Source organism: Microbacterium sp. LWO14-1.2, from assembly GCF_038397715.1.
Taxonomy (GTDB): Bacteria; Actinomycetota; Actinomycetes; order Actinomycetales; family Microbacteriaceae; genus Microbacterium.
Genome location: NZ_CP151633.1, coordinates 3,036,662 through 3,058,592, shown reverse-complemented (window position 1 = coordinate 3,058,592; position 21,931 = coordinate 3,036,662). Strand labels below are relative to the sequence as shown.

Sequence of the window (21,931 nt, the reverse complement as noted above, 5' to 3'; positions counted from 1 at the left end):
GCGTTAGCCTGGCTCCATGGCTCGCGCGATCGTCTACACAGAGTTCGGTTCCCCTGACGTCCTGCATGAGATCGAGGTCCCCGACCCGCTCCCCCTCGCGGGAGAGGTGGTCGTGCGCATCGAGGCGGCGGGTGTGAATCCCATCGACGCCAAGCTGCGCAGCGCGAAGCGGCCGTCGCCCCCGATCGTCGAGCCCCGCACGGTGGGCTTCGACGGCGCCGGCGTGGTCGAGAGCATCGGCGACGGCGTGCAGGGTCTCGTCGTGGGCGACCGCGTCGCCATCCGCGACACCAGGGGAACGTACTCCAGCCTCCTCGCCGTCCCCGCGGAGCATCTCGCACTCCTGCCCGACGGAGTCACCGCGGCGGAGGGCGCCGGCATCGGCATCCCCGCCGGCACGGCGTATCAGGCGCTCCGCTCGCTCGGCGTCTCCGACGGCGACGTGCTGCTCGTGCACGGCGGTTCCGGGTCGGTCGGCCAGGCGGTCGTGCAGTTCGCGGTCGCGTGGGGAGCGACGGTGATCGCGACAGCCAGCCCCGCGCGTCACGACCTGCTTCGCGAGCTCGGAGCGACGCCGGTCGCGTACGGCGACGGGCTGCTCGACCGCGTCCGCGAGGCCGCACCGCAGGGCGTCACGGTCGCCCTCGACTGCGCCGGCACCGACGAAGCGATCCAGACCTCTCTCGAACTGGTAACCGACCGCGACCGCATCGCGACGATCGTCCGGGGTCCCGACGCCGCGGACTTCGGCATCCGCGCCTTCTCGGGCGGCGCACCGGAACCGCTCACCGAACAGGAACTGGCGTGGCGTGCACAAGCCCTCGGGGCCACGATCGCCCTGCTGGACTCCGGCGACTTCACGATCGAGATCGACCGCGAACTGCCGCTCGCCGAGGCGGCACAGGCCCACGAGCTCGTGGAGTCCGGTGCCGCCTCCGGCAAGATCGTCCTGATCCCCTAGAGGTGGGAGGGCCCGGCGTCTGGCGGCGCGACGGCCCGCCCGATCGACAGCATGAGCCGGTTGGCCCAGTTGAAGAACGCCGCGCCGTGGATCACGTCGGCGATCTCGAGGTCGTCGAGACCCTCCGCCCGCAGTCGGGCGATCTCGTCGTCGCCGAACGCCGTCGGAGTGTCGGTGAGGGCGACGGATGCCGCGACGACGGCGTTCCACCGGGATCCGAGGTCGGCGCCCACACCCTCGTCCAGGAGCCGGTCCACGTCGTCCGGCCGCCGGCCGTGGTGGGCGGCGAATCGGGAATGCACCGAGGCGCAGAACACGCAGCCGTTGCGGCGGGACGCCGCGGTCGCCGCGAGTTCGCGCTCGGCACGGGGAAGGCCCTCGCGGGTGTTGTAGAAGATGTCCTTGTCGACGAGGGTTCGCGCCCTGAGCACCTCCGGGTCGCGGGCGAGCAGCCGGAAGTAGTCGCTCTGAGCGCGACTCGCGTCGACGAGGCCGTCGTAGTGCCGGTCGGTGAGCTCCTCTTCGGGCAGCGGAGGCAGATGCGGCGTCCAGCCGACCTCGGCGCGGGTGAAGGAGTCGGGATGCGGCGCGGGATCGTGCAGCACGGTGACGGCGGTCGTGACGGCGGTCTCGGGCGTCGCGGAGGAGGTCATGCGGCCGCCCCCGCCCTCGACAGGGCGCGCAGCCCCGTCACGACCCGCTGCTGGAAGGCGAGGAACGAGACCAGCTGCGAGAGGGTGACGACTCCGTCGGCCGTCCATCCCGCGTCGAGCAGCCTCTGGATGTCGTCGCCGGAGGCCTCCCGCGGTCGCAGCACGAGCAGGTGGGTGTGCGCGAGAGCCGCGGCGAGACGCTCCCCGAGCACCTCGACGACCGCTGCGTACGGCGTGTACCGGTCGCCGTCGGTGTTCTCGCTCTGCAGGCCCGCCTCGGCGTACGACCCGAAGGGACCGCCCGTCGCCGCCGATGCGGCCTCGGCGAGCACGACCGGCGCCCGGTCCGGGTCGATGGCCAGCGCCCGGTCGGCGTAGAAGGTGCCTGTGGGATCGGTGTCGCCCGCCAGTCGCGTCGCGAAAGCGGCGACGAGTTCGCGCTCGGCCTGCGAGGCGTGCTCGACGGAGACCGGCGCGAACAGCGCGTCGAAACTCGCCTGCAACTGCTCCTTCGTGACGGGACGACGTCGTCGCAGCTCATCCAGCGCGGGCGTCACCCCCACGATCCGATCGACGATGTCGTGCGTCATGCGTTCTCCCTGAGTGTGTCGGTGAGTGTGTCGGTGAAGGTGTCGGTTGGTGCGGGATGGAGGGCGTAGCCGAGCGCCGGCGCGACCTCCTGCGCGAACAGTTCGATCGAGCGGAGGACGTGCGGGTGCGGGGCGTCGACGGAGTGCACCTGGAACGCGATCTCGGTCGCCCGAGACAGCGTGGCATCAGCCGCGAGGGAGTCGGCCACCTCCTCCGGGGTCCCGAGGTGCGTGTCGAGCGCCGCGATCAGGTCGTCGAGGTCGTCGCCCTGGATCGTCTGCCCCTGGCGACGGAATCCCTCTGCGGCGCGGCGCAGACCGACCTCGGCGAATCGCAGGGCGTCCGCGCGGTCGTCGGCGACGAAGACGGTGCGCGAGGCGGTGATCCGCGGGGCGGCGCCCGACGGCAGGGCGTCGAGGTAGGCGTCGATGATGGGGCCCTGCAGCGCGGCGAGCGGCGCGTGCGGAGCGTCGGTCGGCCCCGGCTGAGTGCGCGACAGCAGCAGGCCGTGGCCGTGGATGCCGGCCCTGCGGCCGCCGGCGGCCGAGAAGGTCGCCTGCCAGATCCGGTCGCGCAGGTCTCCCGCATCCGGGTACAGCGTGTTGTCCGCGCCGATGTCGCGCCCGGAGAGTGCGTCGAGCAGCACGCCCAGCTTGCGATCGTAGGTCCGGGCCTTGTCGCGCACGTCCTCCCCGAACGGGACGAACGACGACGGGGTGCCCCCGCTGCCGAGCCCGAGGTCGAGGCGTCCGTCGGCGAGCAGGTCGGCGACCACCGCGTCCTCGGCGACGCGCACCGGGTCTTCGAGCGGCAGCGTGATCACCCCGGTGCCGAGGCGGATGCGGGTCGTGCGCGCCGCGAGATGCGCGAGGAACACGAGCGGCGACGGCAGCCCGCCCTCGGCCGCGCGGAAGTGATGCTGCGCGACCCAGGCTCGACCGATGCCGTGCAGCTCGGCATGCCGGATCTGCTCTGCGGCGAGCGCGAACCGCTCCTCCGGCGCGGCGTCGTCGAGCAGCCGGGTGAAGAAGGCGAGGGTGGGGGCCGTCATGCGGGCTGCTCCGTTCGTCCTGGCACTGCGGCGAGCAGTTCCCTGGTGTAGTCGTGCTGCGGGTCGTGGAAGAGCTCCTCCGTCGGCCCCTCTTCGACGATGCGGCCGCGGCGCATGACCGAGACCGTGTGGCTGATGCGCCGCACCACGGCGAGGTCGTGCGAGATGAAGAGATAGGTGAGACCGAGCTCGGCCTGCAACGAGGTGAGCAGTTCGAGGATGCGGGCCTGCACCGTGACGTCGAGCGCTGACACGGCTTCGTCGAGCACCACGATGTCGGGATCGATCGCGAGGGCACGCGCTATCGCCACGCGCTGGCGTTGCCCTCCGGAGAGCTCGCGCGGGGTTCGGCGCGCCACGTCGCTCGGCAGAGACACCCGGTCGATGAGGGCGAGTGCGCGATCGCGACGCTCTCCCCGCGACCCCACACGGAAGTTCTGCAAGGGCTCGGCGACGATGTCGACGATCTGCTGTCGGGGATCCAGCGACGCGAACGGGTTCTGGTAGACGAGCTGGATGCGGCGTCGGAGCGCGCGCAGGCGGGAGCCCGAGAGCCCCGTGACGTCGTCGCCGTCGATGTCGATCGTCCCGGCATCCGGCTGGTGGAACCGGGTGATGAGGCGGGCGGTCGTCGTCTTCCCCGAGCCGGACTCGCCGACGAGGGCATGGGTCGTGCCGCGGCGGACGCGGAATGAGACGTCGTCGACGGCGCGGAACCGCTCCCGTCCAGCGACCCGGAACTCCTTCACGAGCCCGGAGGCGGTGATGGCGAACGGGTTCTCGGCGGCCACCGCGGCGGCGTCACGGAGGAAGGGCGGCGCGTCGGGGCGCCGGAATCCGGTCGCGAACGCCGGGGCGTCGGCCAGCAGCTGCCTCGTGTATCCGTCGGTCGGCGCGGCGAGGACCTTCTCGCTGGCTCCCTGTTCGACGACGCGACCGTCCTTGAGCACCACCAGGCGCTGCGCGCGGTCTGCCGCCACACCCAGGTCGTGCGTGACGAGCAGGATGCTGGTGCCCTCCTCCCGACGCAGTTCGTCGAGCAGGTCGAGAACGCGGCGCTGCACCGTCGCGTCGAGGGCGCTGGTCGGCTCGTCGGCGATGAGCAGCCTCGGGCGCAGTGCGATCGCCGTGGCGATGAGCACGCGCTGCCGCATGCCGCCCGACAGCTCATGCGGGTACTGCCGCGCCCGCAGGTCGGGATCGTCGATGCCGACCCGGTCGAGCAGTTCGATCACGCGGGCTCTTCGCTGACGGGCGTCGCGGTGCCCGTGCAGCTTCAGCACCTCGGCGACCTGGGCGCCGATGGGGCGCACCGGATCGAGTGAGGTCACCGGGTCCTGCGGCACGAGTCCGATCTCGGGACCGCGGATGCCGCGCAGCGCGCGATCCGTCCATCCGGAGATGTCGAGGTCGCCCAGGCGCACGGTGCCGGTCTCGACGCGTCCGCCGGCGGGCAGCAGTCCGAGCAGGGCGTGCGCGGTCGTGGACTTGCCCGACCCCGATTCGCCGACGAGGGCGAGCGTCTCCCCCTCCGCGATCTCGAAGGAGACGCCGTGCACGACCTCGCGCCGACCGGCGCGGGTCTCGTACGAGACGTGGAGGTCTTCGACGGCGAGGACGGGCGCCCCGGGGGCTGCGGGAGACGAGGATGCCGCGGTCATGCCCTGTTCCTTCCGATGCGGTGCGAGATGCGGTTGGCGCTGAGCACCACCGCGACGACGACGAGACCGGGCAGCGCCGTCAGCCACCACGCCGTGCCGATGTAGTTGCGCCCCTCGGCGATGAGCAGCCCCCACTCCGGCGTGGGCGGCGGGGCGCCGTAGCCGAGGAACCCGAGTGTCGAGATCGCGAGGATCGCGGTTCCGAACTGCAGAGCGGCCAGCGCCACGATCGGGGTGAGCGAGTTCGGGAGCACGTGGCGACGCAGCACCGTGAAGAACGTGCCGCCGCTGCCGTAGGCCGCCTCGACGTATTCGGAGCGCCGCACCCTGGCCACCTCCGCGCGCATGAGCCTCGCGAACGCGGCGACGCTGCCGAGACCGACCGCGATCGCGGCGTTCACGGTGCCGAATCCGAGCAGGATGATGACCGACAGCGACAGCAGGAGGCCGGGGATCGCGAGCAGCACGTCGACGACCCGCATCAGGATGTCGTCGACGACACCGCCCACGGCGCCGGCGATCGCGCCGAGGAGCGTGCCGAGCGCGAGGCCGACGGTGACGGCGATGAGCGCCCCGGACAGCGAATGGACCGCGCCGTGCACGACCCGGCCGAACAGGTCGCGGCCGAGCGTGTCGGTGCCGAACCAGTGGGCGCCGCTCGGCGGCAGCAGCTTGTCCGCGGGGGTGCCGGCGAGCGGATCCCCCGGGGCGAACACGCCGGGTATGACGGCCCAGAGAACGGCCAGTGCCACGACGGCGACCGCGAGGAACAGTCCCCACGGCAGGCGGCGGATGCTCCTCCGGCGGGGTGCGGCGGCTGCGGGGGTCTGCGGCGGTTCCGGCGCTGTCTCGACGTCGGAGGCCGCAGCGATGGCGGTGACGGTCATGCGGAGGCTCCTGCCTTCGAGAGGGCGCGTTGCCGGGGGTCGATGACCGGGGTGACGAGATCGACCGCGAAGCTGATGAGCACGAAGCCGAGAGCCGACAGCAGCACCACCCCCTGCAGCACCGGGATGTCCTGGTTCGAGACCGCCTGCTCGGTGAGCCGGCCGATACCGGTGCGGCCGAACACGGTCTCGGTCACGACCGCACCGCCCACGAGCTCGCCGAACAGCACGCCGGCGATCGTCAGTGTGGGGAGCGCGGCGTTGCGAGCCACCGAACGGGTCAGCACCCAGGACGGCGGGGCGCCCTTGGCGCGGACGACCGTGATGAAGGGCTGCGCCTGCACCTGGTCGATCGCCCGCACGAGCACCTGCGCGAGGGGCGCCGAGATGGGCACGGCGAGCGTGAGCACCGGCAGAACCAGTCCGCTGACCGGGTCGGCGCCGACGATCGGCACCCAGCCGAGGCCGAACGAGAACACCTGGATGAGCAGGATGCCGAGCCAGAAGACCGGCACGGCCACGAACAGCCCGGGGACCTGCCGCAGGCCGGTGCGCAGCCAGCCGAAGGGCGCGAGCGACGACAGCCAGGCGACGAGCACCGCGATCACGAGGGCCACCACGAGTCCGAGCGAGGCCAGCAGCAGTGTCGAGGGGAGCGCGTCGGCGAGCATCGTGAGCACCGGGGTGCCGAACTGCGTCGAGAATCCGAAGTCCCCCGCGAGGAATCCGAGCCCGGCGTGCAGGTACTGCTCCCACCACGGCAGGTCGGCGCCGTAGGTCGCGCGGATGCTGTCGAGCTGATCGGGTGAGAGCCCCAGGCTCGGATCCGAGAACTTGATGAGGATGGCGTCGCCCGGCAGCAGCTGCAGCAGGAAGAAGGTGGCCGTGAAGGCCGCGATCAGCACGATCGCGGCCTGCCCGGCTCGTCGGAGGACGAAGGTCATCTCGTTCCGATCAGTGCTCGGCGAGCCAGACGCCCGAGAAGGTGGGGCGGCCGACCGACTCGAAGTCCACTCCGTGCACGTAGGTGGCCGCGCCGTAGACCTGCGGCTCCTCGAACAGCGGGATGACGTACGCCTGCTCGGCGATGTAGTCCTGCACGGCCTGCGACGCGGCGACGCGCTTCTCGGCATCCGGCTCGGAGGCGACCGCCTGCAGCAGCGCGTCGAGCTCGCTGTCGTTCGAGATGAGGGCGTCGCGGTTCTTCGTGAAGTACTGGCTCTTGATCACGTCGAGGTCGGCGCGTCCGACCATCGAGTGGTAGAACCCCGTCTTGAGCGGGTCGCGGGTGTCGGCGGCGTACGACCCGGCGTCCGCGGGCTTGACGGTCAGCTCGACGCCGACCTTCGCGAGCTGCTGCGCGACGAGCTCGAGCGTCTGCTTCGACAGCGGCTGCGGTCCGGCCTCGTACACCGTGATCGCCAGGCGCTGCCCGTCCTTCTCGCGGATCCCGTCGGAGCCGGGCTCCCACCCCGCCTCGTCGAGCAGCTTCTCGGCCTTGTCCGGGTCGTACTCGTAGTGCGCGGACTCGTCCTTGTACCCGAGGGCCTGCGACGACAGCACGGAGGTCGCGACCGGGTAGTTCTCGGTGAACAGGGTGTCGACGACCTCCTGCGCGTCGACCGCCGCCACGAGAGCCTGGCGTACCTTCAGATCAGCGAGCAGCGGATTCTGCGGGCGCAGCGAGATCGAGTTGTTCACACCGCGGGTCTGCGGCGCGTAGAGCGTGAAGCCGGCGCTCTCGACGCGGTCCTCGTCGAACGCCTGCACGTAGCGGACGTAGTCGGCCTGTCCGGCGAGCAGCGACCCGATGCGCACCGAGTCCTCGGGGGTCACGATGAGGTGCACGGCGTCGACGTACGGGCGTCCCTGGTTCTCGGCGCTCTCGGGCGCCCAGGCGTAGTCCTCGCGCGCCTCGAGGGTCAGCTCGGTGCCGAGCTTCTCGTCGGTGATCGTGAAGGGGCCGGCACCGATGATCTCCTCGGCGTTGCCCGCCCCGAAGTCCTCGATCGTGCCGTCGAGAGTCGCGGGCGACAGCAGCCCCGAGTTGATGGTCGACGTCGCCTGCAGGAAGCCCGGCGACGGCGCGGTGAAGCGGAACGTCACGGTCCGGTCGTCGACGACCTCGCTGGAGGCGTAGTTGTTGATGGCCTCGGACACGGTGAGCCCGCGGTCCGCGTCGCCGAGTCCGTAGGTGTCGAAGTTCTTCGCCACGGCGGCCGCATCCAGCGGGGTGCCGTCAGAGAACGTCACGTCGGGGCGGAGCGTGAAGGTGTACTCCGTCGCGTCGTCGTTCACGGTCCACTCGGATGCGATCCACGGCTCGATCTCGAGCGTCTCCGGGTTCTGCCAGGTGAGGCGCGCGGTGATGTTGTTGACGAGGCCGCCGTTGGGGTAGAAGCCGGCCTGCGGCGGATACAGGTTGGTGTATGTCTGGTGCTCGAGGTAGGTGAGCGTGCCTCCGGTGACGGGATCCCCCGTCTCGGAGGTCGCGCCGCTCGGCGCGGGCGACGAGGCGCACGCGGCGAGCCCTGCGGCGAGGACGAGCGGGAGCGCGACGGCGGCGATCCGGGTGAGACGGCGGTTCATGGGTGTCCTCCAGGAGGGATGCTGTGGTTTCGGGTGGGTGCGAGGTCGTTCGGGTGGGTGCGAGGTGTGGATCACGCTAGGGACTGCGGCGCCGGCGGGGCGACACGGATGTCACGGGCCGACGCGACCTGTCACGGAGCGTCATGTCTCGTCACGGGGCGCAATCCGGTGAGACGGTCGCGCAGCGTCGACGCCTCGACGCCGTCGCCGCGCCCGAGCAGTCCACGGCGGCGCAGCTCGGGGGCTGCCAGGCGCGTGAACGCCTGGAACTGCGCGGGTTGGAACGCCGAGAGCACGTTGAACCCGTCTGCGGCACCCGCGTCGCGCCAGGCCTCGAAGTGATCGGCGATCGTCGACGGGTCGCCGACTACGAAGGCCGCCGGCACGGCATGCGCTGCCACGAGATGACGCCAGCGGAGGATGCCGTCGCCGGCGCCGCCCGATCGACCGCCGACTCTCAGACCGGCGATCCGCGCGACCCGTTCGATCAGCGCCTCCCCCGCCGCTCCGAGTCGGTGCGCCTCGTCGGCGCTCACCGCGCTGTCGAACGCCGCAGCCCGCAGCGGGTCGTCGGCGTCGACGCCGAGAGCGTCGGCGAGGGCGTCGACCGAGCGGTTCGCGGGGAAGGCCGTTCGCCCGGCGTGGGCGTCGTCGGCGAGGGGCACGAGAGCCAGCAGCCGCTCCACGATGCGGTGCGCGTCGGCATCCGTGTCCGCGACGACGGGGAGCACGGGTGCGATGACCTTCAGAGTCTCCGGCTCGCGGCCGGACCGCTCGGCGATCTCGCGGAGCGCGCGACGGGTGGCGACCGCGTCGTCCCGCTGCGGAGCGGCGATCAGCGCGAGGTCGGCCTCGGTCGCGGCGAGCGCGCGCGACCGGGGGGAGGTCCCGGCGTGCACGATCGGGATGCGCCCCTGCGGCGGCCTGGCGACGTTCAGCGGTCCGGTCACCCGTCCCTGCCGCCCGTCCAGATCGGTCGCGCGCAGCCCGTCGGGGTCGATGAGGACGCCGCGCTCGGCATCCGCGATCCAGGCGTCTTCGCTCCACGAGTCCCAGAGGCCGCGCAGCGCGGTGACGAACTCCTCGGCGCGGTCGTAGCGGGACTCATTGTCGGCGTGCGCGTCGCGACCGTGGTTGCCCGCGGCTCGGGGCTCCGCCCCGGTGACGAGGTTGATGCCCGCTCGCCCGCCGGTGAGCACGTCGAGCGACGCGAGCGAGCGCGCGGTCGCGTACGGATCCGCGTACGTGGTGTTCACGGTCGCGATGAGGCCGATGCGCGAGGTGACGCCGGCCAGGAAGAGCACCGCGCTGACCGGGTCGATGCGCGCGAGCAGATAGGGGTCGCGGAACTCGAGGTCCGGCCCGGTCGCGAGCCAGTCGCCGAAGAAGAGGTAGTCGAGACGCGCGTCCTCGCCCTCCCGTGCGACGAGTCGCAGGATCTCGGCGTCCGTCTGCGGGGTCCGGTGGGCTCCGGGATAACGCCAGCCGGAGGGGTACGCGCCGAGCGTGCGCACCATGGCGCCGATGATGAGGGGTTCGGTCATGCCCCGAAAGTAGGAGCGCACCGCGCGCGCGGCCAAGGAGGAGGAAGCGCGACGACACGGGGCGCAACACGACGACACATCTCCGCGCGCGTCCCCACCCTCTACGCTGAGAACATGACTGGACTTCGTTGGGGAATCCTCGCGACCGGCGGCATCGCCTCCGCCTTCGCATCCGACCTGCGCACCGCCGGACTCGATCTCGTCGCCGTGGGCTCTCGTTCGCAGGAATCGGCGGATGCGTTCGCCTCCCGCTTCGACATCGCGCACGCACACCCGTCGTACGAGGCCCTCGTCGCCGATCCCGACATCGACATCGTCTATGTCTCGACGCCGCACCCGATGCACCACGAGAACGCGAAGCTCGCGCTCGAGGCGGGCAAGCACGTGCTCGTCGAGAAGGCGTTCACGCTCAACCGGCAGGAGGCCGAGGACCTGCAGCGTCTCGCGGCCGAGCGCGGGCTGCTCGTCATGGAGGCCATGTGGACCCGCTACCTGCCGCACATGGTGCGCATCCGCGAGATCATCGAGGCCGGCACGCTCGGTGAGATCCGCGCCGTCACCGCCGACCACACCCAGAAGCTCCCGACCGATCCCGCGCACCGTCTGAACGCGCTCGAGCTCGGCGGCGGCGCCCTGCTCGATCTGGGCATCTACCCGATCTCGTTCATCTGGGACGTGCTGGGCGCACCGACGACCGTCACCGCCGTCGGCCGCCTCGTCGAGACCGGCGCCGACTCCGAGGTCGCCACGATCATGACCCACGAGGGCGGCGCGATCTCGACGAGCCTGTCGTCGTCGCGTGCCGCGGGGCCGAACACGGCGAGCATCGTCGGCACCGACGCACGGATCGACATCGACGAGGTCTGGTACACCCCCACCACGTTCCGCGTGGTCCTTCCCGACGGCACCGTGGCCGAGGAGTACGCCTCCGACGTCGCGGGTCGCGGCATGGAGTACCAGGCGATGGCGGCCGAGCGCCTCGTACGCGAGGGCACCATCGAGGGCGACATCCTGCCCATCGCGGAGAGCGTCGCGATCATGGGCACGCTCGACGAGATCCGCGCGCAGATCGGGGTGCGCTACCCGAGGGAAGGGGCGACCAATGGCTGAGGCCACCGACGCCCGCGTGGCGGTCTACCTGGACTTCGACAACATCGTCATCTCCTGGTACGACCGCGTGCACGGGCGCAATGCGTACGGCAAGGACCGTCAGCGCATCTCGGAGAACCCCGACGATCCGGACGTCGCCGAGCGCCTCGCGCGCGCGATGATCGAGGTCGGCGCGATCATCGACTACGCCGCGTCGTTCGGAACCCTCGTGCTGACCCGCGCCTACGCCGACTGGTCGTCGCCGGTCAACGCCGAGTACCGCTCGCAGCTCGTCGCGCGCGCGGTCGACCTCGTGCAGCTGTTCCCCGCGGCCGCGTACGCGAAGAACGGCGCCGACATCCGGCTGGCCGTGGATGCCGTGGAGGACATGTTCCGACTCCCCGACCTGACCCACGTCGTGATCGTCGCGGGCGACAGCGACTACGTGCCGCTCGCGCAGCGGTGCAAGCGGCTGGGTCGCTACGTGATCGGCGTGGGAGTGGCCGGCTCGACGGCCAAGTCGCTCGCCGCCGCATGCGACGAGTTCGAAGCCTACGACTCGCTGCCGGGCGTCGTCCGCCCGTCGAAGGCCTCCGCCGCGCCCGAGCTGCCGGAGACGGTCTCGGAGCCGACGGTCGAGCCGGCGGCCAAGACGAAGTCCCGGCAGCCGACGAAGGCCGCGAAGCAGAAGGCGGCCGCAGCCCCGGCCAAGGTCGATGAGAAGGACGAGGCGACGGAGCTGCTGCAGCGCGCCCTGCGCCTCGGCCACGACAAGGCGGACGCCGACGAGTGGCTGCACAGCTCGGCCGTGAAGACGCACATGCGCCGCATGGACCCCTCGTTCAGCGAGAAGGCGCTCGGCTACCGCTCTTTCTCCGACTTCCTGAAGTCGCGCGGCGACATCGCCGAGCTGGAGGAGACGGGTCACGAGCGGCTCGTCCGCCTGCGCGAGCCGTGAGCGTCGACCACCATCCCGCCGCCTCGCTAGGCTGAGGGCGTGACCGCGCAGGACGCCTCGACCTCTCCGTACGAGCGGGCTCTGGGCGCCCGGGTCTCCGAGCTCCACCCGAAGACCGCCTGGTACTTCCGCACGATCCCGCCCGGGCACGTCGGCATCGGCACCGGGGTGTTCACGACCGCCGGGTCGCGGTTCCGGTGGCTGCGGCCGATGTTCCGGATCGCCGAAGCCCTCGGCGTCGCCTTCGCCGGGTGGGAGCGCGACGTGCCGTTCCGCATCGAGAACCGCACCGTCGACGGCCGCGCCCTCGCGATCCGGTGGTTCGAGCTGCCCGGTCGCACCTGGGTCATGCCGGATGCCGTGGAGCTGACCGCCGGCGGCGTCCTGCGCAACGAGATCGGTCCGCACCGCACGGTCGTGACCACCTTCGACATCGACGTGCGCGACGAGGCCGTCGTGCTGACGATCCGACGTGTCGGGCTGCGCCTCGGTCCCCTGCGCTTCTCCGTCCCGGGGTTCCTCAGCCCGCGCATCGGACTCGTGGAGCGCTGGGACGAGGAGCGCGAGCGCCACCACGTCTCGATGACCATCGACGCCCCGGTGCTGGGGCGCGTGTACGAGTACATCGGCTTCTTCGAGTACGCGATCGAGAGCGAGACCCCATGACGTCACCCGCCCCCTCCGCCACCGGCCGTGTCGTGATCGGCGGCTCCACCGGATTCATGGGTCGCCACCTCGTGCCGCGCTTCCAGGCGGCGGGCCGTGAGGTCGTGACCGTCTCACGGTCGGGGGCGGACCTCCGGTGGGACGATCAGGACGGGATCGATGCCGCCGTCGACGGTGCGACCCTGGTCATCGGCCTGGCCGGCAAGAGCGTGAACTGCCGGTACACCCCCGAGAACCGCGCGGCGATCTTCCGGTCGCGGCTCGACACGACGGCCGCCCTGTCGGGGGCGATCGCCCGAGCGGCTGAGCCGCCTGCGCTGTGGGTGAACTCCTCGACCGCCACGATCTACCGGCACGCGGAGGACCGCCCGATGACGGAGTCCACGGGCGAGATCGGCTCCGGCTTCTCGGTCGAGGTGGCGAAGGCCTGGGAGCGGGCGCTGTTCGCAGACGAGCTGCCGGGTACGCGGCGCGTCGCCCTGCGCAGCGCGATCGTGCTCGGGCACGGCGGGGTGCTCGGTCCACTGAAGAACCTCGCCCGCCTCGGCATGGGCGGCGCCCAGTGGGACGGACGGTGGCCGATCGGTCGCGCCCGACGCGCGGCCGGCACGGGGCACGAGTTCGGAGCGCGTCGCGGACGTCAGCGCTTCAGCTGGGTGCACGTGGACGACGTGGCCCGCATCATCGACTTCCTGGAGCAGACCGCGTCGCTCGACGGCCCGGTCAACGCCGCCGCCCCGAATCCCGTCGACAACACGACGTTCATGGCGACCGTCCGCCGGGTGCTGGGCGTGCCGTTCGGCCCGCCCATGCCGCGCTGGATGCTGGAGCTCGGCGCGATCGGCATCCGCACCGAGACGGAGCTCATCCTCAAGAGCAGGTGGGTGGTGCCCGAGAAGCTCGAGGCAGCGGGTTTCGCGTTCTCGTACCCGACCCTGGAACCGGCGATCAGGGAGTCGTTCGACGCCGCGGCAGGCCGCGCCTAGCCCGCAGCGGTCTCCGACCCCGATGCGTTCTCGCCGCTGTCGCGACGACGCTTCTCGATCTCGGCACGCAGCCGCCACTCCTCGATCTCGCGGTCGAGATCGGCGATCTGCTCCTCGGTGGACCGGGTGTCGACGGGGACAGCCGGCATCGGGTCGGCGCGCCGGGGCGCGGACGGCGTCGCGGCCGCCCGCATGCGCGGGATGCGCAGCCCCGCCTCCGAGTACTCACGACCGATCGCGAACCACAGCAGACTGCCGATGAGGGGCAGCAGGATCACGATGATGATCCACGCCATCTTCGGCAGGAACCGCACTTGCGAGTCCTCGCGCCGGATGATGTCGACCAGCGCACCGACCATCAGGGCGATGACGAGGAGCGAGAACAGGAACGGCATGTGTTCAGGGTAGACGACCGGGGCGCGCCGCGCGCGGGCTAGGTGTTCCTCCCCGGGACGTTGTGATCGTTTGATGTAGCGAAGACCTCCGGGACGATGTGGGTACCACCCTCACTTCGTTCACCGGAGGTCTTCGTGACTCACGCTAATGCTCCCTTGACGCCTGAAGGGCGTCGTCGTCTCGCGTCGTCGATTGTTGATCATGGTTGGTCGGTCCGCGTCGCCGCGCAACGGTTCCAATGCTCGCCCGCGACGGCGTCGCGGTGGTCGCGCCGTTATCGGGCCGGGTTGCCATTGACGGATCGCAGCTCACGGCCGGCTTCGTCACCGAACCGGGTGGCGCTGCGATTGGAGCGTCGCATCATCGCGCTGCGATTCACGAGACGATGGGGTCCGCACCGGATCGCTTGGCATCTGGGGGTTCCGCGCTCGACGGTCGGCCGGGTACTGACCCGCTATCGGATGCCGTTGCTGCAGCACCTGGATCAAGCCACCGGCCTGCCCGTTCGCAGACCGAAGGCGCTTCGTTACGAGATGAGCGTTCCGGGCGAGCTGGTTCACGTCGATATCAAGAAGCTCAGCAGGATCCCTGACGGTGGCGGCTGGCGTGCTTATGGCCGAGGGTCCCAGCAAGACCGCCGAGCCGGCGTCGTCCGTGATCGCGCTGCCCGTCGAGGCGCGTCACCGTCGCGCGGATACGTGTTCCTGCATCACGCGGTCGACGACCACAGCCGACTGGCCTACTCCGAACGGCTGGGCGACGAACGCGGCGACACAGCCGCCGCGTTCTGGAGTCGAGCCCGCAGCTTCTTCGCTGAACACGACATCACGGTCGCTGCGGTGATGACGGACAACGGCGCCTGCTATCGCTCACGAGCCTTCGCCACAGCACTCGGAGACGGCGTCAAGCATCGACGCACTCGACCGTTCCGCCCCCAATCGAACGGCAAGGTCGAACGCTTCAACCGCACCCTCGCCGCCGAATGGGCCTACGCCCGCCCCTACACATCCGAGACCGAACGCGAAGCCGCCTATCCCGAGTGGCTTCATCACTACAATCACCACCGACCCCACAGCGGAATCGGCGGACTCACACCCTCAGCCCGCGTTCACAACCTGCCGGAGACGAACAGCTAGGGCAGCACGTGCCCCGCGGCACGGAACAGCTCGTACCACTCGGCCCGCGTGAGCTCGACGTCGGCGCCGGCCGCGGCATCCCGCACGCGCTGCGGGGTCGTGGTGCCGAGCACCACCTGCATCTTGGCCGGGTGCCGGGTGATCCAGGCCGTCGCGATCGCGATGGGCTCGACACCGTACGCCGCCGCGAGGCGGTCGATCACGGCGTTGAGCTCGGCGTACTCGGGATCGCCCAGGAAGACCCCGGTGAAGAACCCGCCCTGGAACGGCGACCAGGCCTGGATCGTGATGCCGTTGATCCGGCAGTACTCGACGATGCCGCCGCCGTCGCGGACGACGCTCTGCTCCTCCCCCGCCATGTTCGCGGCGATGGGCTGGGCGATGATCGGCGCGTGCGTGATCGACAGCTGGAGCTGGTTCGCGACCAGCGGCTGCGAGACCGCGGTGCGCAGCAGGTCGATCTGCCGCGGGGTGTGGTTCGAGACGCCGAAGGCGCGCACCTTGCCCGACGACTCGAGCTCGTCGAAAGCCCTGGCGACCTCGTCGGGCTCGACGAGGGCATCGGGGCGGTGCAGCAGCAGCACATCGATGCGGTCGGTGCCCAGAGCCGCGAGCGATCCGTCCACCTGCTGCACGATGTGCTCGTACGAGAAGTCGAACATGCCCTGCTTCGGCACGATGCCGCACTTCGTCTGCAGGACGATCTCGTCGCGCTCCGACGAACTCAAACCGAGGGCCGAGGCGAAGCGCTCCTCGCAGAAGTGCATGCTCCCGCCGTAGATGTCGGCGTGGTCGAAGAAGTCGATGCCCGAGCCGCGCGCGGCGTCGTACAGCTCCCGGATCTGCGCGTCGCTCTTGTCGTTGATGCGCATCATCCCGGCGACGACGGCGGGGGCGGTGGACTGTCCGAGGGGTACGGTCTTCATGCGTCAACGCTAGCGCGGCGGGGCGCGCCGCGCACGGGCGCGCAGTCGACCGGTCAGTCGGCGGGCGCAGACGGTGTCAGACGCGCGGGCGAGACGTCGAGCGCGCCGGCGATCGCCGCGAGCTCGGCGACGGTGAGGTCGCGCCGGCCCGCCAGCGACGCCGCGACCACCCGCTGATCGAGCCCCGCGCGGTCCGCGAGCCAGACCGCGTCACGCCCCCTTCTCCCCAGCTCCGAGAGGACGGCGGACGCCACCAGACGTCGAACTTCTGTCGTCACCCGTCGACAGTACCGCCGCATATGGGGCGTCCACAACGCTCGACGCACCGATATGACGGCATCCTGGCGTCAGGCCGGTGCTATCGTGACTCGCGTGAAGACACCGGCCGAGTCGTTCAATGCCGCCGTCGGGCGCCAGCTCCGCGCCGAGATCGCGGCCGCGGGAAGCAGCATCGCCGCGATGGCGCGGGAGATCGGGTTCGCGCGCAGCGCGCTCGACAACTACGTCACGGGCAAGCGCGCCATCCCCGTCCCCGTCGTGTACGCGGTCGGCGCGGCGCTCGGAGTCGCACCCCACGTCATCCTGTCCCGCGCAGAGGAACGGCTCGGCGCAGAGGGCGACCGTCATGCTCCCGTGATCCCGTTCCCCTCGCGCCCCGATGTCCCCGGCCGCCGGCAGAATGACGCAGAGGTCGCGTTCGACTCGCCCCTCCCCCACGACGCCGACACCGACGACCTGTACGACTGACCCCCACGACGAGAGGAGCCCCGTGGACCAGCTCCTGCGACTCGTCGAGACTCACGGCCTGCGCCTCATCGAGCACCCGGGGCGCTCCTGCGGCGGGTACGAGCCGCGTTCGGCCACCATCCGGATCGCCCCGGGCATGAGCGCGCGCACGACGCGCAGCGTCATCGCTCACGAGCTCGGCCACGCCGTCCTCGGTCACGAGTACACGCCGGATCCCACCGAGCGCGACCGGCAGGAACGGAGCGCCGACGAATGGGCGGCGCGCCTGCTCATCACCCCGACCGCCTACGCCGAGGCCGAAGCCGCCCGCGACGGGCACGCCGCGAGCATCGCGTTCGACCTCGGAGTCACCGTCGACCTCGTTCTCGCGTATCGCCGCCTGCTCCGCCGGGTCGGCGACGTCACCTACGTCGAACCGCGCCTCGGGCGCGGGCAGTGGACGCATCGCGCCGTCTCCGCGTGACGGAGGGACCCCTCGTCGCTGATTGAATGGCGGCATGACGTTCACCACCTCACCCGCACCCGTCACGCTCACCGGCCGCCTCGTCGAGCTGCGTCCGCTCGAGCGATCGCACCACGACGGGCTCCTCGACGCGCTGACCGAAGGCGACCTCTGGAAGCGCGCGTGGTACACGTCCATCCCCTCGCCCGAGGGTCTCTCCGCCGAGATCGACCGCCGTCTCGGTCTGCTCGAGACCGGCGAGATGATCCCGTTCACCGCGTTCGACGCCGCGGGCAGGACACTCGGACTCACGTCCTTCTACGACATCGTCGCCGACGTGCCGCGACTGCACATCGGGTACACGTGGAACCGGCCGTCCGCCCATGGCACGGGCACGAACGCCGAATCCAAGCTGCTCCTGCTCCGCCACGCCTTCGAGGACCTGGGGGTGTTCCGCGTCGGCCTCACCACGCAGTGGGTGAACTTCCAGTCCCGCGCGGCGATCGAGCGCCTCGGCGCGAAGCAGGACGGCGTGATGCGTGCGATGAGCCGCTACCGCAACGGGGCGCTGCGGGACAGCGTCGAGTACTCGATCATCGAGCCGGAGTGGCCGGCCGTGCGGGCGAACCTGGAGGCGAGACTCGCCGCCAGGGTCTGATCACTCGGTCGCGTTGCCCGACCAGTTGTCGTCGCGACGCGTCGCGGATCCCCGCTGACGCATCACGAACGCGAGCGACAGGCAGATGATGAGGATGCCGGCTGCGAAGACGACCCCCTGGAACTCCGGGAGCACCTGCGCGAGGCCCAGGAGCCAGATCCCTCCGAGGAAGAGGACCAGGAAGAAGATGAAGCTGAGGATCACGGGGTCTCCTGTCGTTGCGGCCGTCATCCAGGATACCGTCGCGCGCGCACTCCGCCCGCCGCATCCCGATCGACACCGTTCCTAGCGCACGTCGGGAGGCTTCGGAACCCCCTTGGCCGAGCACCGGGCGAGTGGTTTCGTGCAGGCCATGAGCACACACACCACGGCCATCGCCATCTCCTGCACGCTGAAGCCGTCGCCGTCGGAGTCGAGCTCCGACCTGCTCGCGTCGCAGATCCTCGCGGCCCTCTCCGAGCACGGCGTCGACGGCCAGCTCGTCCGAGCCGTCGACCACACCCTGAGCCCGGGCGTCGAGGCCGACATGGGCGGCGACGACGAATGGCCCGAGCTCCGCCGCAAGGTGCTCGACGCCGACATCCTCGTCTTCGTGACGCCGACGTGGATGGGTCAGCACTCGAGCGTCGCGCAACGGGTGCTCGAGCGCCTCGACGCCGAGCTCAGCGAGACGGATGACGAGGGCCGGCCGATCCTGTTCGACAAGGTCGCGATCGCCGGCATCGTCGGCAACGAGGACGGCGCACATCACATCGCCGCCATCCTGTTCCAGGGTCTCAACGACGTCGGCTACACGATCGCCGCGCAGGGGTCGGTCTATTGGAACGGCGAGGCCATGCAGGGGGTGGACTACAAGGACCTGTCCGAGACGCCGGAGAAGGTCGCGTCGGCCACGGCGACCGCAGCCCGCAACGCCGCGCACCTGGCGTCGGCGCTGAAGGCGCAGGGCTTCCCGGCCGAATAGGCGTCAGGCGGGGGTGGCCTCCGCGGCCTCGATGCGGCCCCAGTCGTCGATCACGAGCTCGCCCGAGGCGTTGAGCGCATGCATGACCTCTTCGACGCGGCGCTTCTCGATGTGCTGCGGCTCGGAGGCCGAGAAGAGGAACTGCAGCGGGATGGCGGGATGGATCCACACCGTCACCCGCCCGGGGTCTCCGCCCTCGGCGGGGCGCCACGTCATCATGAAGCTCTCCTGGCGCCGCAGTTTCGTCCCGACGATGACCTTCAGGACCGCGAGCGTCTCATCGTCGATGCGGATCGGCTCGGAGGTGCCGTCATATCGCAGTCTTCCCATGAGTGAACCGTACCCCGGTGGGGCACCGTCCGCGTACTCTCATGCCACCGAGTGCGGCGGAACCCCGCGGTCTCGCGGCGGCGCGGGGAGAAGTCTCGTGGCGGCGCGGGGAGAAGCGGATGAAGTGCGTCTGCCATGATCCTCCCCTCGGGAGCCCGTGTACACCCCCTGTGCGGCGGCACGGCGTCGTGCGAGCGTGGAACGTCCGACATCGAGGAGGCAACACCGATGGGACGATTCACGTACGACGGCGGACCGAAGGTCGAGATCGAGGACCGTGCGCTCACGCACCTGCAGCTGGTGATGACGGCGAAGCTGCGTCGCGGTGAGGCGTTCCCGTTCAGCTGGCGCGAGGACGCGAGCGTGGGCGGTGGTCGCACCACGGTCTGGGTGCACCCGGCGAGCTCACTCGTCTTCAAGTTCTTCGGGAGCCGCGCCCCCGACCTCAACCGGCACTGGATGCAGGACCTCGCCGTGACGGCAGCGCAGCCCGCCGGCCTGTACCTCACGCCAGAGCCCCTGCGCGGGGATCCGACATGGGGCAACGAGGAGAACCCGTTGCTGGTCTGACCGCAGTAGCGTTGAGCCATGAGCGCTCCCGTCGATCCGACAGTCACGTCCGCCTGGTCCGAGCTCCGCGCGCTGCGCGAGTCCTTCTCGCCCGATCTCCGCGGCTGGTTCGCGGAGGATCCGGCCCGCGCAGATCGATTCTCCTTCCCGCTCGCGGGCCTGCACGTCGACCTGTCGAAGAACCTCATCACCGACGACGTGCTGGCGGGTCTGCTGCGGCTCGCCGAGGAGACCGGCGTCGCCGACCGGTACGCCGCGATGCTCTCCGGAGCGCACCTCAACACGTCCGAGGATCGCTCCGTGCTGCACACCGCGCTCCGGCGGCCGTCCGGAGCCCAGCCGGCGCTGATCGTCGACGGGCAGGACGTCGACGCCGATGTGCAGTCGGTGCTGGACTCGCTATCGGCCTTCGCCACGCGCGTGCGCGCGGGCGAGTGGCTCGGCGTCACGGGGAAGAGAGTCACCCACGTCGTCAACATCGGCATCGGCGGGTCGGATCTCGGCCCGGTCATGGTCTACGAGGCCCTGAAGCCGTACGCCGACGCCGGCATCGAGGCGCGGTTCGTCTCGAACATCGACCCGACTGACCTGGCGCAGAAGACCGCCGACCTCGACCCGGAGACGACGCTGTTCATCGTGGCGTCGAAGACGTTCACGACGCTCGAGACACTCACCAACGCACGCCTGGCGCGCCAGTGGCTGTGGAGCGGGCTCGCGGCATCCGGTGCCATCGCCGATTCCGACGACGCGCGCACCGACGCCGTCGCTCACCACTTCGTGGCCGTGTCGACAGCGCTCGACAAGGTCGCCGACTTCGGCATCGACCCGGTCAACGCGTTCGGATTCTGGGATTGGGTGGGCGGCCGCTACTCCGTCGACTCCGCCATCGGCCTCTCCCTCGCCGTCGTGCTCGGCCCCGAGGTGTTCCGCGACCTGCTTTCCGGCTTCCACGCGGTCGACGAGCACGTGCGCACGACCCCGCTCGACCGCAACGTGCCGGTGCTGATGGGGCTCCTCAACGTCTGGTACAACAACTTCCACGGCGCGCAGTCGCACGCGGTGCTCCCCTACGCGCAGCAGCTGAACCGGTTCCCCGCGTACCTCCAGCAGCTGACGATGGAGTCGAACGGCAAGTCCGTGCGCTGGGACGGGTCCCCGGTCACCACCGACACAGGCGAGGTCTTCTGGGGCGAGCCGGGCACGAACGGGCAGCACGCGTTCTACCAGCTCATCCACCAGGGCACCCGGCTCATCCCCGCCGACTTCATCGCGTTCGTGAACCCCGCGTATCCGCTGAGCGACGGTGCACAGGACGTGCACGAGCTGTTCCTGGCGAACTTCCTCGCGCAGACCAAGGCCCTCGCGTTCGGCAAGACGGCCGCCGAGGTCGAGGCGGAAGGGACGACGGGCGCGCTCGTCGCGGCGCGGACCTTCGCGGGCAACCGCCCCACGACGTCGATCTTCGCGCCGGCGCTCACGCCGCAGGTGCTGGGACAGCTCATCGCGCTGTACGAGCACATCACCTTCACGCAGGGCACGATCTGGGGCATCAACTCCTTCGACCAGTGGGGCGTCGAGCTCGGCAAGCAACTGGCGATGCAGATCGCCCCCGCCATCGGCGGAGACGAGGATGCCGTGGCCGCACAGGACCCGTCGACGAAGGCGCTCCTGGAGTACTACCGCACGCACCGGAGCTAGGACGCGGCCCCGTCAGGGGCGCCGTCGCACGAGGAACGGCCCCCGGACGGTCGCCGCGTCGACGACGCGCCCGTTCTGGACGACGTGGACGAGTCCGGCGGCGGCGAGTCGGCGGGCGGCGCGGCGAGCGGGCTCTCGCAGTGCGTGCCCCGCGTCTCCGCCGACGGAGTGCGCGGCGTCGGACGGATCGATCGCGGCCTTCGCCGCTCGCCGGTCGAGCAGGCGGAGGATCGCCTCCTCCAACTCGCGGTCCTGCGGCGTGACCTTGCGCGACCGGCACGCGGCAGAGCAGTACCTGACCTCGTCCCAGACGTCGGCCCACGCCGCCCGCCACCGCATCTCGCGACCGCAGGACGCGCAGATCTTCGTCTGATCCTGTTCGCGCACGCTGCTCAGCGTACGCGCGCGGTCGGTTGCCGGCATCCCGA

26 protein-coding genes are annotated in these 21,931 nt (G+C 70.8%); 12 read left to right on the top strand and 14 right to left on the bottom strand.

Going from position 1 to position 21,931, the window contains the following annotated elements; translation table 11 throughout:
* Nucleotides 1–16 precede the first annotated feature (16 nt).
* Complete coding sequence (locus tag MRBLWO14_RS14755) at nt 17–961, top strand: NADP-dependent oxidoreductase (protein ID WP_341933867.1); 945 nt, start codon at nt 17–19, stop codon at nt 959–961.
* Here MRBLWO14_RS14755 and MRBLWO14_RS14750 read toward each other — a convergent pair.
* The 8 genes from MRBLWO14_RS14750 to MRBLWO14_RS14715 form a co-directional block, all read right to left on the bottom strand.
* Entirely contained in the window at nt 958–1,614 is a 657-nt protein-coding gene (locus tag MRBLWO14_RS14750) for an alkylhydroperoxidase domain protein (protein ID WP_341933866.1), read from the bottom strand. The genes MRBLWO14_RS14755 and MRBLWO14_RS14750 overlap by 4 nt on opposite strands.
* Nucleotides 1,611–2,204, bottom strand: a complete 594-nt coding sequence (locus MRBLWO14_RS14745) for a CMD domain protein (protein ID WP_341933865.1) — start codon at nt 2,202–2,204, stop codon at nt 1,611–1,613. The genes MRBLWO14_RS14750 and MRBLWO14_RS14745 overlap by 4 nt, the downstream gene beginning before the upstream one ends.
* Nucleotides 2,201–3,256 (bottom strand): putative FMN-dependent luciferase-like monooxygenase, encoded by a 1,056-nt coding sequence (locus MRBLWO14_RS14740; RefSeq protein ID WP_341933864.1) that lies wholly within the window; start codon nt 3,254–3,256, stop codon nt 2,201–2,203. The genes MRBLWO14_RS14745 and MRBLWO14_RS14740 overlap by 4 nt, the downstream gene beginning before the upstream one ends.
* Nucleotides 3,253–4,917 (bottom strand): ABC transporter ATP-binding protein, encoded by a 1,665-nt coding sequence (locus MRBLWO14_RS14735; protein WP_341933863.1) that lies wholly within the window; start codon nt 4,915–4,917, stop codon nt 3,253–3,255. Before MRBLWO14_RS14735 ends, MRBLWO14_RS14740 begins: the two co-directional genes overlap by 4 nt.
* The gene (locus tag MRBLWO14_RS14730; RefSeq protein ID WP_341933862.1) at nt 4,914–5,804 is read right to left on the bottom strand and encodes an ABC transporter permease; all 891 of its coding nucleotides are present in this window, start codon (nt 5,802–5,804) and stop codon (nt 4,914–4,916) included. Before MRBLWO14_RS14730 ends, MRBLWO14_RS14735 begins: the two co-directional genes overlap by 4 nt.
* Nucleotides 5,801–6,748 (bottom strand): ABC transporter permease, encoded by a 948-nt coding sequence (locus MRBLWO14_RS14725; RefSeq protein ID WP_341933861.1) that lies wholly within the window; start codon nt 6,746–6,748, stop codon nt 5,801–5,803. The genes MRBLWO14_RS14730 and MRBLWO14_RS14725 overlap by 4 nt, the downstream gene beginning before the upstream one ends.
* A gap of 10 nt (nt 6,749–6,758) precedes the next feature.
* Nucleotides 6,759–8,393 carry a TIGR04028 family ABC transporter substrate-binding protein gene (locus tag MRBLWO14_RS14720; RefSeq protein WP_341933860.1) on the bottom strand — a complete coding sequence of 545 codons (1,635 nt, stop codon included), beginning with the start codon at nt 8,391–8,393 and terminating at the stop codon, nt 6,759–6,761.
* A gap of 131 nt (nt 8,394–8,524) precedes the next feature.
* Nucleotides 8,525–9,937, bottom strand: a complete 1,413-nt coding sequence (locus MRBLWO14_RS14715; protein WP_341933859.1) for an NtaA/DmoA family FMN-dependent monooxygenase — start codon at nt 9,935–9,937, stop codon at nt 8,525–8,527.
* A gap of 114 nt (nt 9,938–10,051) precedes the next feature.
* Between MRBLWO14_RS14715 and MRBLWO14_RS14710 the strand changes: the two genes are divergently transcribed.
* From MRBLWO14_RS14710 to MRBLWO14_RS14695, 4 genes are read left to right on the top strand one after another with little or no spacing between them, the layout of a single operon-like run.
* Nucleotides 10,052–11,047 carry a Gfo/Idh/MocA family oxidoreductase gene (locus MRBLWO14_RS14710; RefSeq protein ID WP_341933858.1) on the top strand — a complete coding sequence of 332 codons (996 nt, stop codon included), beginning with the start codon at nt 10,052–10,054 and terminating at the stop codon, nt 11,045–11,047.
* Entirely contained in the window at nt 11,040–11,984 is a 945-nt protein-coding gene (locus MRBLWO14_RS14705; RefSeq protein ID WP_341933857.1) for an NYN domain-containing protein, read from the top strand. The genes MRBLWO14_RS14710 and MRBLWO14_RS14705 overlap by 8 nt, the downstream gene beginning before the upstream one ends.
* A 39-nt stretch (nt 11,985–12,023) precedes the next feature.
* Entirely contained in the window at nt 12,024–12,650 is a 627-nt protein-coding gene (locus MRBLWO14_RS14700) for a DUF4166 domain-containing protein (protein WP_341933856.1), read from the top strand.
* A complete protein-coding gene (locus tag MRBLWO14_RS14695) occupies nt 12,647–13,636 on the top strand; it encodes a DUF1731 domain-containing protein (protein WP_341933855.1) in 990 nt (329 codons plus the stop codon). Before MRBLWO14_RS14700 ends, MRBLWO14_RS14695 begins: the two co-directional genes overlap by 4 nt.
* Here MRBLWO14_RS14695 and MRBLWO14_RS14690 read toward each other — a convergent pair.
* A complete protein-coding gene (locus MRBLWO14_RS14690; RefSeq protein ID WP_341933854.1) occupies nt 13,633–14,031 on the bottom strand; it encodes a PLDc N-terminal domain-containing protein in 399 nt (132 codons plus the stop codon). The genes MRBLWO14_RS14695 and MRBLWO14_RS14690 overlap by 4 nt on opposite strands.
* 135 nt (nt 14,032–14,166) lie before the next feature.
* On the opposite strand from MRBLWO14_RS14690, the gene MRBLWO14_RS14685 reads away from it, so the two are divergent.
* Nucleotides 14,167–15,168 (top strand): IS481 family transposase, encoded by a 1,002-nt coding sequence (locus MRBLWO14_RS14685; RefSeq protein WP_341933853.1) that lies wholly within the window; start codon nt 14,167–14,169, stop codon nt 15,166–15,168.
* On the opposite strand, the gene MRBLWO14_RS14680 is transcribed toward MRBLWO14_RS14685, so the two are convergent.
* Both MRBLWO14_RS14680 and MRBLWO14_RS14675 read right to left on the bottom strand, forming a co-directional pair.
* The gene (locus MRBLWO14_RS14680) at nt 15,165–16,094 is read right to left on the bottom strand and encodes an aldo/keto reductase (RefSeq protein ID WP_341933852.1); all 930 of its coding nucleotides are present in this window, start codon (nt 16,092–16,094) and stop codon (nt 15,165–15,167) included. The two genes, MRBLWO14_RS14685 and MRBLWO14_RS14680, sit on opposite strands and share 4 nt — an antisense overlap.
* A 53-nt stretch (nt 16,095–16,147) precedes the next feature.
* On the bottom strand, nt 16,148–16,372 hold the full coding sequence (locus MRBLWO14_RS14675) for a helix-turn-helix transcriptional regulator (RefSeq protein ID WP_341933851.1): 225 nt from the start codon (nt 16,370–16,372) through the stop codon (nt 16,148–16,150).
* A gap of 94 nt (nt 16,373–16,466) precedes the next feature.
* Here MRBLWO14_RS14675 and MRBLWO14_RS14670 point away from each other — a divergent pair, with 94 nt between their 5' ends.
* The 3 genes from MRBLWO14_RS14670 to MRBLWO14_RS14660 are packed head-to-tail and all read left to right on the top strand — an operon-like array spanning nt 16,467 to nt 17,941.
* Nucleotides 16,467–16,841: a helix-turn-helix domain-containing protein gene (locus MRBLWO14_RS14670; RefSeq protein WP_341933850.1), complete on the top strand. Its 375-nt coding sequence runs from the start codon at nt 16,467–16,469 to the stop codon at nt 16,839–16,841.
* A gap of 22 nt (nt 16,842–16,863) precedes the next feature.
* Entirely contained in the window at nt 16,864–17,304 is a 441-nt protein-coding gene (locus MRBLWO14_RS14665; RefSeq protein WP_341933849.1) for an ImmA/IrrE family metallo-endopeptidase, read from the top strand.
* A 34-nt stretch (nt 17,305–17,338) separates the two neighbouring features.
* A complete protein-coding gene (locus MRBLWO14_RS14660) occupies nt 17,339–17,941 on the top strand; it encodes a GNAT family protein (RefSeq protein ID WP_341933848.1) in 603 nt (200 codons plus the stop codon).
* On the opposite strand, the gene MRBLWO14_RS14655 is transcribed toward MRBLWO14_RS14660, so the two are convergent.
* Nucleotides 17,942–18,172, bottom strand: coding sequence for a hypothetical protein (locus MRBLWO14_RS14655; RefSeq protein ID WP_341933847.1), 231 nt, complete (start codon nt 18,170–18,172; stop codon nt 17,942–17,944). It abuts the gene before it with no gap.
* A gap of 121 nt (nt 18,173–18,293) precedes the next feature.
* Here MRBLWO14_RS14655 and MRBLWO14_RS14650 point away from each other — a divergent pair, with 121 nt between their 5' ends.
* The gene (locus tag MRBLWO14_RS14650; protein WP_341933846.1) at nt 18,294–18,905 is read left to right on the top strand and encodes an NAD(P)H-dependent oxidoreductase; all 612 of its coding nucleotides are present in this window, start codon (nt 18,294–18,296) and stop codon (nt 18,903–18,905) included.
* A 3-nt stretch (nt 18,906–18,908) separates the two neighbouring features.
* Here the strand turns inward: MRBLWO14_RS14650 and MRBLWO14_RS14645 are convergent, their stop codons facing one another.
* Nucleotides 18,909–19,235, bottom strand: a complete 327-nt coding sequence (locus MRBLWO14_RS14645; RefSeq protein ID WP_341933845.1) for a hypothetical protein — start codon at nt 19,233–19,235, stop codon at nt 18,909–18,911.
* A gap of 228 nt (nt 19,236–19,463) precedes the next feature.
* On the opposite strand from MRBLWO14_RS14645, the gene MRBLWO14_RS14640 reads away from it, so the two are divergent.
* Both MRBLWO14_RS14640 and pgi read left to right on the top strand, forming a co-directional pair.
* Nucleotides 19,464–19,805, top strand: a complete 342-nt coding sequence (locus MRBLWO14_RS14640) for an ATP-dependent DNA ligase (protein WP_341933844.1) — start codon at nt 19,464–19,466, stop codon at nt 19,803–19,805.
* 18 nt (nt 19,806–19,823) lie between these two features.
* Nucleotides 19,824–21,503: a glucose-6-phosphate isomerase gene (gene pgi, locus MRBLWO14_RS14635; RefSeq protein ID WP_341933843.1), complete on the top strand. Its 1,680-nt coding sequence runs from the start codon at nt 19,824–19,826 to the stop codon at nt 21,501–21,503.
* A 12-nt stretch (nt 21,504–21,515) separates the two neighbouring features.
* Here pgi and MRBLWO14_RS14630 read toward each other — a convergent pair whose 3' ends face one another.
* Nucleotides 21,516–21,890, bottom strand: a complete 375-nt coding sequence (locus tag MRBLWO14_RS14630) for a DUF3253 domain-containing protein (RefSeq protein ID WP_341933842.1) — start codon at nt 21,888–21,890, stop codon at nt 21,516–21,518.
* Between the last annotated feature and the right edge of the window lie 41 nt (nt 21,891–21,931).

What these genes read in the sequence shown, in the direction of transcription:
- MRBLWO14_RS14755 (WP_341933867.1), top strand. Translation starts at nt 17, where the DNA reads ATGGCTCGCGCGATCGTCTACACAGAGTTCGGTTCCCCTGACGTCCTG.
- MRBLWO14_RS14750 (WP_341933866.1), bottom strand. Translation starts at nt 1,614, where the DNA reads ATGACCTCCTCCGCGACGCCCGAGACCGCCGTCACGACCGCCGTCACC.
- MRBLWO14_RS14745 (WP_341933865.1), bottom strand. Translation starts at nt 2,204, where the DNA reads ATGACGCACGACATCGTCGATCGGATCGTGGGGGTGACGCCCGCGCTG.
- MRBLWO14_RS14740 (WP_341933864.1), bottom strand. Translation starts at nt 3,256, where the DNA reads ATGACGGCCCCCACCCTCGCCTTCTTCACCCGGCTGCTCGACGACGCC.
- MRBLWO14_RS14735 (WP_341933863.1), bottom strand. Translation starts at nt 4,917, where the DNA reads ATGACCGCGGCATCCTCGTCTCCCGCAGCCCCCGGGGCGCCCGTCCTC.
- MRBLWO14_RS14730 (WP_341933862.1), bottom strand. Translation starts at nt 5,804, where the DNA reads ATGACCGTCACCGCCATCGCTGCGGCCTCCGACGTCGAGACAGCGCCG.
- MRBLWO14_RS14725 (WP_341933861.1), bottom strand. Translation starts at nt 6,748, where the DNA reads ATGACCTTCGTCCTCCGACGAGCCGGGCAGGCCGCGATCGTGCTGATC.
- MRBLWO14_RS14720 (WP_341933860.1), bottom strand. Translation starts at nt 8,393, where the DNA reads ATGAACCGCCGTCTCACCCGGATCGCCGCCGTCGCGCTCCCGCTCGTC.
- MRBLWO14_RS14715 (WP_341933859.1), bottom strand. Translation starts at nt 9,937, where the DNA reads ATGACCGAACCCCTCATCATCGGCGCCATGGTGCGCACGCTCGGCGCG.
- MRBLWO14_RS14710 (WP_341933858.1), top strand. Translation starts at nt 10,052, where the DNA reads ATGACTGGACTTCGTTGGGGAATCCTCGCGACCGGCGGCATCGCCTCC.
- MRBLWO14_RS14705 (WP_341933857.1), top strand. Translation starts at nt 11,040, where the DNA reads ATGGCTGAGGCCACCGACGCCCGCGTGGCGGTCTACCTGGACTTCGAC.
- MRBLWO14_RS14695 (WP_341933855.1), top strand. Translation starts at nt 12,647, where the DNA reads ATGACGTCACCCGCCCCCTCCGCCACCGGCCGTGTCGTGATCGGCGGC.
- MRBLWO14_RS14690 (WP_341933854.1), bottom strand. Translation starts at nt 14,031, where the DNA reads ATGCCGTTCCTGTTCTCGCTCCTCGTCATCGCCCTGATGGTCGGTGCG.
- MRBLWO14_RS14680 (WP_341933852.1), bottom strand. Translation starts at nt 16,094, where the DNA reads ATGAAGACCGTACCCCTCGGACAGTCCACCGCCCCCGCCGTCGTCGCC.
- MRBLWO14_RS14660 (WP_341933848.1), top strand. Translation starts at nt 17,339, where the DNA reads ATGACGTTCACCACCTCACCCGCACCCGTCACGCTCACCGGCCGCCTC.
- MRBLWO14_RS14655 (WP_341933847.1), bottom strand. Translation starts at nt 18,172, where the DNA reads ATGACGGCCGCAACGACAGGAGACCCCGTGATCCTCAGCTTCATCTTC.
- MRBLWO14_RS14650 (WP_341933846.1), top strand. Translation starts at nt 18,294, where the DNA reads ATGAGCACACACACCACGGCCATCGCCATCTCCTGCACGCTGAAGCCG.
- MRBLWO14_RS14645 (WP_341933845.1), bottom strand. Translation starts at nt 19,235, where the DNA reads ATGGGAAGACTGCGATATGACGGCACCTCCGAGCCGATCCGCATCGAC.
- MRBLWO14_RS14640 (WP_341933844.1), top strand. Translation starts at nt 19,464, where the DNA reads ATGGGACGATTCACGTACGACGGCGGACCGAAGGTCGAGATCGAGGAC.
- pgi (WP_341933843.1), top strand. Translation starts at nt 19,824, where the DNA reads ATGAGCGCTCCCGTCGATCCGACAGTCACGTCCGCCTGGTCCGAGCTC.